Below are 2,076 nucleotides of genomic sequence, written 5' to 3'. Positions count from 1 at the left end.
CGCGTTCCAGTGACGAGCGGCGCCCGGAGGGCGATGCTGATCGCCATCATCGCGTTCGTGGCGGCGGTCGCAGGCGTTTGGGCTGGACGTGAGTTGTTCCCGTCCCCGCCAAGCCCGGGCGTTGAGCTTCACAGCTTGCTCCACGACGGGCTCGAGCTAGACGAAGCTCAACGGACTAAGCTCCAGGCGCTGGAGTCTCACTTCGCCGTTCGAAGGCGTGCCTTGGAGCTGGAGCTCAGAGCCGACAACGCCCGGCTCGCCGCCGCCATCGAGGCCGAACATGGTAACGGGCCGCAGGTCGCGGCGGCCGTCGATCGTTCGCACGGCGCGATGGGTGAGCTCCAAAAGGAGACGTTGAACCATATGTTCGCGATGCGGCAGATCCTGCGGCCGGATCAGACGACGGCGTTCGACCGCGCGGTGGTGAAGGCGCTGACCGCAGACGCGCGGTGAGCCTCGATCTCGCGGCCTGCACGGACGGCGAACTCGCCGCCTTGACGCTCGGCGGACGTCAGGCTGCGTTCGCTGAGATCATGCGGCGGCACCAAAAACCGGTCTACCGCCTGATCCGCTCGCATATCGGCGACGCCGAAGAGGCGCTTGACCTCACTCAGGAATGCTTCGTGGCCGCCTTTCAGAACTTGCGAAAGTATGACGGAGAGCGACCGCTCGCTGCGTGGCTGACCCGCGTGGCGATCAACAAGAGCCGCGACTGGCACAGGCGGCGGCGCATACGCCAGATACTATCGTTCGCCTCTTCGCTGCCGCCCGAGACCATGGAGAGTGGGCGGGACGAGGCGCCAGGTGCCGACGCGGTAACCTTCGATCGCGCAGAGCTTGCGCGGCTTTCGCGCGCGGTGTCCGAGCTGCCGGCCACGCTCAAGGAGACGCTTTTGCTGCGGACCGTGGAAGGACTGTCCCAGGGGGAGACCGCGGCCGCGCTGGGGATCAGCGGCAAGGCCGTGGAGATGCGACTCCGGCGCGCGCGTGAAAGATTGTCGAAAAATCTCGACTTAGTGTGAGGGGATGGGCCGGTTCGCGCGTAGTGAAAGGTAAGGTCGGCGGCCCTCCCCCCCCCCGCCGCCGGCCGCAAGCATTGAACTGGAGCGAAGGAAAGGCATGAGCCGCAATCTAAACCGGCGCGACGTAATGCGCGGAACCGCCATGCTTGGCGGCACGCTGGCCATGTCGGCCTACCTGCCGGCTTGGGCGCAACCTGTGTCGCGCGGCATCGCCAGGCCCCTGCCGACCGTGTCGGGCACAAACATCGCGCTGACGATCGACAGGATGAAGCTCGTCATGGACGGGATCACGACGCCGGCAATCGGCGTCAACGGCACCGTGCCCGCACCGCTCGTCCGCCTCCAGGAGGGCCAGAACGTCCGTCTCGCAGTGACCAACAATCTCGACGAGGATAGCTCGATTCACTGGCACGGGCTCATTCTGCCGTTCCAAATGGACGGCGTGCCCGGCATCAGCTTCCCTGGCATCAAGGCGCGTTCGACCTTCGTATACGAATTCCCGATCTTGCAGTCGGGCACCTACTGGTATCACAGCCATTCGGGCGAACAGGAGCAGGCAGGGCTCTACGGACCCATCGTGATTGATCCGGCCGGTGCCGACCCGATCGCGTTCGACCGCGAGCATGTGATCGTCCTCTCCGACCATAGCGAAATGACGGGCGAGGAAATTTTCCGCAAGCTCAAGCAGATGGGCGGCGCCTATTTCAACTATCAGCGCCCGACGCTGAGCGGGCTGCTCGCCGGCCGCGAGATGCGCCTCAAGGATCGGATGGAATGGGGCAAGATGCGCATGGACCCGGCCGATATTGCGGATGTTACGGGGTCGACCTACACCTTCCTCGTCAATGGCTTTGGCCCTTACGACAACTGGACGGGCCTCTTCCGACCGGGCGAGCGGGTTCGGCTGCGCATCGTCAATGCTGCGGCGCAAACCAACTTCAACGTGCGCATCCCTGACTTGCCGATGACGGTGGTGCAGGCCGACGGCCAGAACGTCCGGCCGGTAACCGTGGACGAATTCCAGATCGGCGTCGCGGAAACCTTCGACGTGATC

At 64.8% G+C, this 2,076-nt stretch carries 3 protein-coding genes; all 3 read left to right on the top strand.

Going from position 1 to position 2,076, the window contains the following annotated elements:
- Positions 1-9 precede the first annotated feature (9 nt).
- Positions 10-453, top strand: a complete 444-nt coding sequence (locus tag BMX36_RS21185; protein WP_371262964.1) for a periplasmic heavy metal sensor — start codon at positions 10-12, stop codon at positions 451-453.
- Entirely contained in the window at positions 450-1,022 is a 573-nt protein-coding gene (locus tag BMX36_RS21180) for an RNA polymerase sigma factor (protein ID WP_046407140.1), read from the top strand. The genes BMX36_RS21185 and BMX36_RS21180 overlap by 4 nt, the downstream gene beginning before the upstream one ends.
- Before the next feature lie 97 nt (positions 1,023-1,119).
- Positions 1,120-2,076, top strand: a 957-nt coding sequence (locus BMX36_RS21175; RefSeq protein ID WP_143058643.1) for a multicopper oxidase domain-containing protein, incomplete at its 3' end; no start/stop codon positions are given.

Origin of the sequence: Sphingomonas sp. OV641, from assembly GCF_900109205.1 — a bacterium.
Lineage (GTDB): Bacteria > Pseudomonadota > Alphaproteobacteria > Sphingomonadales > Sphingomonadaceae > Sphingomonas.
This window is presented reverse-complemented; position numbering and strand designations above follow the sequence as displayed.